Annotated in this window: 7 protein-coding genes; all 7 read right to left on the bottom strand. The window is 30.9% G+C overall.

Annotation, left to right across the window (positions count from 1 at the left end):
* Positions 1-31: 31 nt before the first annotated feature.
* Positions 32-1,444 (bottom strand): 6-phospho-beta-glucosidase, encoded by a 1,413-nt coding sequence (locus E6248_RS10390; RefSeq protein WP_316340737.1) that lies wholly within the window; start codon positions 1,442-1,444, stop codon positions 32-34.
* A gap of 15 nt (positions 1,445-1,459) precedes the next feature.
* Positions 1,460-3,319, bottom strand: a complete 1,860-nt coding sequence (locus tag E6248_RS10385; RefSeq protein ID WP_316340736.1) for a beta-glucoside-specific PTS transporter subunit IIABC — start codon at positions 3,317-3,319, stop codon at positions 1,460-1,462.
* 185 nt (positions 3,320-3,504) lie between these two features.
* Positions 3,505-4,338, bottom strand: coding sequence for a BglG family transcription antiterminator LicT (licT, locus tag E6248_RS10380; RefSeq protein WP_316340735.1), 834 nt, complete (start codon positions 4,336-4,338; stop codon positions 3,505-3,507).
* A 340-nt stretch (positions 4,339-4,678) separates the two neighbouring features.
* Positions 4,679-5,008 (bottom strand): PTS lactose/cellobiose transporter subunit IIA, encoded by a 330-nt coding sequence (locus E6248_RS10375; RefSeq protein WP_396335149.1) that lies wholly within the window; start codon positions 5,006-5,008, stop codon positions 4,679-4,681.
* 26 nt (positions 5,009-5,034) lie between these two features.
* On the bottom strand, positions 5,035-5,349 hold the full coding sequence (locus E6248_RS10370; protein WP_316340733.1) for a PTS sugar transporter subunit IIB: 315 nt from the start codon (positions 5,347-5,349) through the stop codon (positions 5,035-5,037).
* A 123-nt stretch (positions 5,350-5,472) separates the two neighbouring features.
* Positions 5,473-6,375, bottom strand: a complete 903-nt coding sequence (locus E6248_RS10365; RefSeq protein WP_316340732.1) for a haloacid dehalogenase-like hydrolase — start codon at positions 6,373-6,375, stop codon at positions 5,473-5,475.
* A gap of 61 nt (positions 6,376-6,436) precedes the next feature.
* Entirely contained in the window at positions 6,437-7,771 is a 1,335-nt protein-coding gene (locus E6248_RS10360) for a PTS sugar transporter subunit IIC (RefSeq protein ID WP_396335148.1), read from the bottom strand.
* Between the last annotated feature and the right edge of the window lie 3 nt (positions 7,772-7,774).

Raw genomic sequence — 7,774 nt, 5'->3', positions numbered from 1 at the left:
CTATTAAAGTGATTTGTTTTTCCACATAAACTTACTCAATCAAGCTTCCACCATTAGTTCTTATAACTTCTTTATACCAATTAAAGCTCTTTTTCTTATAACGTTCTAGAGTTCCTGAGCCATCATTTTGACGATCAACGTATATAAATCCGTATCTTTTCTTTAGTTCTGCTGTAGATGCACTAACTAAATCAATACATCCCCAACTTGTATATCCCATTATTTCAACGCCATCTTCTATAGCTTTTCCTAGTTCAACTAAATGGTCATTTAAATATTTAATCCGGTAATCATCTATTACTGTTTTTTCACCATCTACCTCTACTAATTCATCTACTGCACCTAAGCCATTTTCAACAATAAATAATGGTTTTTCATAACGATTATAAAAATAGTTACATATATATCTTAAGCCTTGAGGATCTATTTGCCATCCCCATTCAGATTCTTCTAAATATGGATTTTTAACTCCTGAAGTTAAATTTCCTCTTCCTTTTTCATACTTTGATAAGTCTTTAGCTGTACATTTACTCATATAGTAACTAAAAGATATAAAGTCTACTGTATTTTTTAGTATTTCTTCATCTTCTGGTTCCATTTGAATATTAACGCCTAATTCCCTAAATAACTTCTTTGTATATCTTGGATACTTACCTCTTACATGAATATCTGTAAAGAACATAAGATCATGATCACGTTCCATTGAAGCTATCATATCATCCGGATGTGGAGTCATAGGATAATTTATTACTCCAAGCACCATACATCCAACCTTTGCATCTGGCATAATTTCATGAGCTAGTTTAACTGCTAATGCACTTGCAACTAATTCATGATGTGCTGCTTGATAAACATCTTGCTTAGTTAACTCTGCTTTTGGAGTTAATATTCCAGCTCCCATTAATGGAAAGTGTATTACAGAATTTATCTCATTAAATGTAAGCCAATATTTTACCTTACCCTTATAACGTTCAAAAACTACTCTACAATAATTCTCAAAGAATTTTATTAGCTTTCTATTTCTCCATCCATCATAAGTTTTAGCTAAATGAAGTGGTGTTTCATAATGAGATAATGTTACTAATGGTTCAATACCATATTTTAAACATTCATCTATAACATTATCATAAAACTTCAATCCTAATTCATTTGGAGTTTCTTCATCTCCCTTAGGAAATATTCTAGACCAAGCAATTGAAAATCTTAATGTCTTAAAGCCCATTTCCGCAAATAATTTAATATCTTCCTTATATCTATGATAAAAATCTATTCCTACAAGCTTCAAATTTTCTTCTACTGGTCCATCTGAAATTGGACCTACTATTCCATTTGGCATTATATCTTGAATAGATAATCCTTTTCCATCTTCATTATAAGCTCCTTCACATTGGTTAGCTGCTATAGCACCTCCCCATAAGAAACCTTCATTAAATCTTGTCGCCATCAAAATTCTCCTTTCTTAATTAAGAACTCTTATTAATGTATCCTCATTCTTAATATAAGTTTTTTCAGTTCCTAATACATCCATATAATTTGCAGTATTAGTAACAATAACTGCTGTAGTTATATCATATCCAGCATTTTTAATAGCTTCTTTATCAAATTCTATTAATAAATCTCCAGCTTTAACTACATCACCTTGTTTTATATGAGAATTGAAATATTTACCTTCTAATTTTACAGTATCTATTCCTATATGAATTAATAATTCTACACCATTTTCATCCTTTAATCCAATAGCATGATTAGTTTTAAATAAAGATTCAACTGTACAATCAAATGGTGCAAAAACTTTTCCTACTGTTGGTATAACAGCCATCCCTTTACCCATAAGCTCTTCTGCGAATACATCATCATTCATTTCTGATAGCGGAATAACTTCGCCTTCAACTGGAGTAGATAAAGCTATTTCTCCTACTATTGATTTAGCTTTAGTTTCATTTTTTTCTTCAGAAACTTCTTTGTTCTCTTCTTCAATATCATCAAATCCCATTATTAAAGTAACTATTGTTGTAGCAACTATTGAAATAACTATTGTAATACATGCATTTATAACATTTGACATATCATCACTAATATAAACTGGAATTGCAGCAAGTCCTGCTGTAGCCGATGCATATGTTCTAATTCCAGTAATACCAGCATAAAGACCAGCTATACCTCCACCTATCATAGATGCATATAAAGGTTTTTTAAGTTTAAAGTTTACACCATATAACGCTGGTTCTGTAATACCCATAAATGCAGTGGTACTACTTGATATACTTAATTGCTTTAATGATTTATTTTTAGTTTTTAATCCAACTACTAAAGCTGATGTTGCTTGAGCAATATTAGATGATAACATTCCAGGTCCTAAAATTGTACCATATCCTAAAGTCGCATATTGAATTTGTTGTATAGGTGCAAAACAATAATGCATACCAGTCATGATAAATAATGGAGTAAATGCACCCATAATTACAGGGATAAGCCATCCAGCTCTATCATTTATAAAGTTCATTCCAATAGCAAGAATTTCACCAACATAATTACCTAAAGGTCCTAAAGCAGTAAATCCTATTAAAGAAGTTATTATTAAAGTAATAAGTGGTACTAAAAATACTTTTACTGAAGCAGGTGATATCTTCTTTGCAAATTTTTCAACATATGATTGTGCAAATACTATTAAAAGTATAGGAACAACACTTGAACCATAAGAAATCATTCTTACAGGTATTCCAAAGAAAGCAACTGGATCACCAGTATTTAAAGCTGTAAAACTTGGATGTAGAAGTGCAGCTCCAAGTACAGCAGCTAAATAAGGGCTACACTTAAATCTCTTAGCAGCTGAATAAGCTAATATAACTGGTAAGAAATAGAATACTGTATCACTTAAAAAGCTTAAATAAGCATATGTTTGAGTACCCGCATCTACTAATCCAAAAAGCTTTAACACTGCTAATAACGCCTTTATCATACCTGAGCCTGCAAGTGCTGGGATAATTGGAGTAAATATTGCTGTAATAGTACCTAAAACTTTATTTATTACTCCTGTTTCTTCATTTGTAGAATCTGAAGATGAATTTTCTTCAAAGTTACCAAGCTTATGTATTTCATCACAAACCTTACTTACATTTGTTCCAATAATTATTTGGAATTGTCCATTTTTATTTACTACTCCTTGAACTCCTTCAAGTTTCTTTATAGCTCCTGTATTAGCCTTACTAACATCATTTAAATTAAATCTTAGTCTAGTCATACAATTTGTAACACTAGCTACATTTTTTTCTCCGCCAACTAATTCTAATATTTCATTGGCCATCTTCTTAAAATCCATATTCTATCTCTCCTTACAAAAAACTTATAAAATTTTATAAAAAAACCTAGAGTATTAGAAATAAAATTTATAATACAAACTAAATCTATAAAAAATTTAATTTATAAATAAACTACTCTTAATACTCTAGGTCTTGCCTGCACTACCAGTAACAATCCTATTAAATAGGTCTCATTCAATTTTTACTAACTTGTAATAATTCTCTTAATATGAACAGTTAAATAAACTAATTCATCTGAATTTAATTCCTTATTGTACTTATCCCTAATCAACTTAGCAATCTTTAATGTACATTCATATGCTTCTGGATATCTTAACTTAACGACTTCTTTAAAGTCTTCATCTCCCTCTTCACTTAATGTACTACTTAGTATTCTATAAGCAAAAAACTTTAAATGAGTTAAGAATCTACTATAATACAATGAATCTTCATCTATATCAATTTTAAAATGATATCTTATTACATTTAATATATTTTGAATAAATTCAGTAACTTGTATAGTATCCCTTATAGCTTCACCACCAAGTTCTGCATTTACAATATGCATTGCAATTGAAGCTGCTTCATCTTCTGGTAAAGTTATATTAAACTCTTTATTTAAAAGCTCTATAGCCTTTAAACCTATACTAAACTCTTTAGGATAAAACCTTTTTATTTCCCACAATAAAGCATTACTAAAGGGCAATCCTTTTTCTTGTCTTGCTATAGAAAAACTTATATGATCTGTTAAAGTTAAATAAATATTTTCACTTAGTTCCTCATTTAGTGTCTCTTTAGCATATTTTATAATACTCTCTGTAACCCTCATATACTCCATAGGAATTTGAGTTAATATTGAGAAAAGCTTTCCTGATACAGATTTGGATTTTAAGAAAAATTCCTTTTCCACTTTACTTTTATCTACTTTTTCACCTTTTTTCTTTTGAAATCCAATTCCTGCTCCTAAAAGAATTCTCTCCTGATTTCTTTCATTAACTGCACATATTACATTATTATTTATTATGCGTGTAATTCTCATATATAACACTCCTAGCATATATGAATTTTAAAAAAACCTAATAGGCATATAACTATAATTTATTTAAACATAAAATTACATTTATATACCTATTAGGTCTTGCCTGCTTACCAGTAACAATCCTAATTACTAACATTATTAACTTGTCTATATAATAATACATCAGTATAACGTTGTCAAGAATCTTTTTATAACGTTATCAATAAATAATCATTATTTCTATTCACTTTATTAAGTAAATTTTATAAACTTTATACTTATCACTTCTTTTTTTCTTCAGCACTTTAAATCACTTTCTTTACATATTTATTATTTCCTAATTATATAATAAAGCATAAAATTACTTTTCATTAATTTTCTTATATACATCAACAATTTCCTTTGCTAAATCCGTAAATGCCATTGAAGTCATCAAGTGGTCTTGTCCATGTACCATTAATAAAGAAATTTCAGACTTATTTCCTTTAGCTTCTTCAGTTAACATTCCTGTTTGAGAATGATGAGCCTTTACTAATGAAGCTTCTGCTGCTGAAATCTTAGCTTTAGCTGATTCAAAATCTCCAGCCTTAGCAGCTTGAATAGCTTCCATAGCATTACTTTTGGCATCTCCTCCATATATAATTAACTCCATAATAACTTCTAAATTTGTTTGTTCTTCCAAATTAAACACTCCTTTAATCAATTGGCTCTAAAATCCTATTCCATTAATTTAAGAGCTTGATTTAATACTTTTTCTCCATTCATCATACCGTAATCTGTCATTTGTATTACATCTAACGCAATTCCCATTGGTGCAACTTTTTCTTCAAATTGCGCTTTCATAAATCTTACTTGTGGTCCTAAAAGTACTACATCTACTTTTTTCTCATCTAAATAACTATCTGCCTCTCCTGCTGAAATAGCAAATATATCTGCTTCAATACCCTTAGCTTCAGCGGCCTTTTGCATTTTCGCAACCATTAAACTAGTACTCATTCCTGCAGCACACACTAACATAATTGTCTTTTTCATATATATACACCCTTTCCTATCTACGGTTAATAACCTCTCTATTTTTAGTAATATATGGGAGGATAAGTTGAATTTTAACCTATCATCCCAAATCTTTTAACTATATTCCTATTTAAAAAATAATTAACGGTTAATTGAACGTGCAATCATCGATACAGTATGACGAACCCCACGAATTGCCTTACTCATAGCAAAAATATTCTCGAAAGGTGCAACCCCACCATAGCCTGCATCACCAATATGTTGAATATCTACTCCACAAATCTTATTTCTTATAGCAATTTGCTTAATAGTATCTTCATCAGCACTTTCTTGGCTAGTACCAATAGCAGTTAATACAAGAGCCCCTTTTTCATGTGCTACTCTAACTACTTCTTTTAGTTCTGAATCGTCAAAACCAGGTACAGTACCAACTGCAGGTACTAATATAATGTCTGCACCAGCATCAATAAAGCTTTCTACTGCCTTTAAATCTGCAACTGGCTCATTAACACCAGCTCCATGCATTTTACCAGCAATTATTAGACCTGAGAAATTTTCTTTTGCTAAACGAATTGTTTTTTCTATTTGTGAATTAGTAACTCCTGTACCTGGATTACCAGTAAAACATACAAAATCCATCCCTAGTCTTTCAATTTCTTTAATTGTCTCAAGATTAGCTTGTCTACCTTTGCTTATAGTATAAAGATCCTCTGCCATATCAGCCTCTAAATCTACCGGCTCTAAATTCACTCCTATTGGACGACCTACCAAGTTATGTAGTTCATCTACAAAAGAAGATCCCTCTTTTACTTCTAATCCAAATATGCAAGGATTTAAAACATCTACACAATTAAGCAGAATTAAATCTGCTCCAAAAGCTCTAGCGATCTCAGAGTTAGTAATATCACCGATAAATGATTCTCTTGGTGCCACATTCTCTGACAGAATGGTTCTCCCTTCGCTTGCTTTAATACTTTGTTTTAACTCTGCTGCGGTCATTTGCAATATTTCCGAAGCATTTGCACTAATTAATCTTTTACCCATAATTACTCCTCCAAATATTTCTTTAACTTATATTTATTTCTTTTATTTTTATTTCTTTTATTTAACTCATTATATTATTAACTTCATTAACTTCATTAGCTTCTACTGCTTCTAAAGCTAAATTTTGCTTTTCAACTGCTTTATAGAAGAACCAATAAATTGCTACGTCTACAATTATACATACCAATTGTAATACAGCTCCGCTTATATGATTTCCAGTTGTAAGGAATCCACTAAGAATTGGTGGCATTGTCCACGAAACTGTTATACCTGTAGTTCTTGCAACCAACCCTGAAGCCATTGCCACATATGATATTACCGCATTTGCTACTGGTGCTAAAATAAATGGTATTATTAATGAAACATTCATTACTATTGGTAAACCAAACATAGCAGGTTCATTAATATTGAATATACCAGGAGTTAAAGTTAATGGCGCCATAGTTTTAGTCATTTTACTTGCATTTTTACGTCTAGCAATGATTGCAATAACAATTACTAATCCAATTGTGGCTCCACCGCCACCCATATATACAAAATTATCTATAAATGGTAGTGTAATAATATTTGGTAAATGAGCCGCACTATCAGCTTGGAATAATAAACGGTTTGCATCTGAATTCATTAACCAAATAGGTTGAAGAATACTGTTTACAACGTTTCCTCCATGGATACCAACGAACCAGAATAAACTATTTAATAGAATTGCAATAATTGTTCCAAATATGTTATTACCAAGTAATCCTAAAGGTCCTCCTAAAACTATCATCATTATGTCATGAATATTACCAATATTCATCTTATCAAGAACTGCAAAAACAACTAACCATAAAGTTATAATAGCTGCACCTGGAATTAAAGCACTAAAGCTTCTAGCAACTGCAGGTGGAACAGAATCTGGTAATTTTATTTGGATATCACGTTTTATAAACCAGATAAAAATTAAAGCTGAAATAATACCAAGAATCATAGCTACGAATAAACCTTTACTTCCCATGTAGCCAACTGGGATGCCTGCACCTGTTTCACCGCTTACAAAAGGTGTAACAACTATAAATGAAGATAATGCTATAATACCGGCTGATACTCCGTCAACTTTATTTTGACGAGCTAAGCTATTCGCAATTCCAAAACTTGCTATTAGACCCATTAATCCAAAACTACTATCTACACCCTTCCATAAATAAGCATCAATTCCTACAGCTGTCAGCCAATCAGTCCATGCTTTAACAGGAAAACTTGCTATTATCATGAATAAGGAACCAATAATAATTAGTGGCATACTTAATGTTATACCATCACGTATTGAAATTAACACTTTGTTCGCCCCAAGCTTTGCAGCTATAGGTAACATTTTTTCTTCAAAAAACCCATTTAGTTTTTTCATATAACCCACTCC

This window comes from Clostridium sp., assembly GCF_032552055.1.
Taxonomy (GTDB): domain Bacteria; phylum Bacillota; class Clostridia; order Clostridiales; family Clostridiaceae; genus Clostridium.
This window is presented reverse-complemented; position numbering and strand designations above follow the sequence as displayed.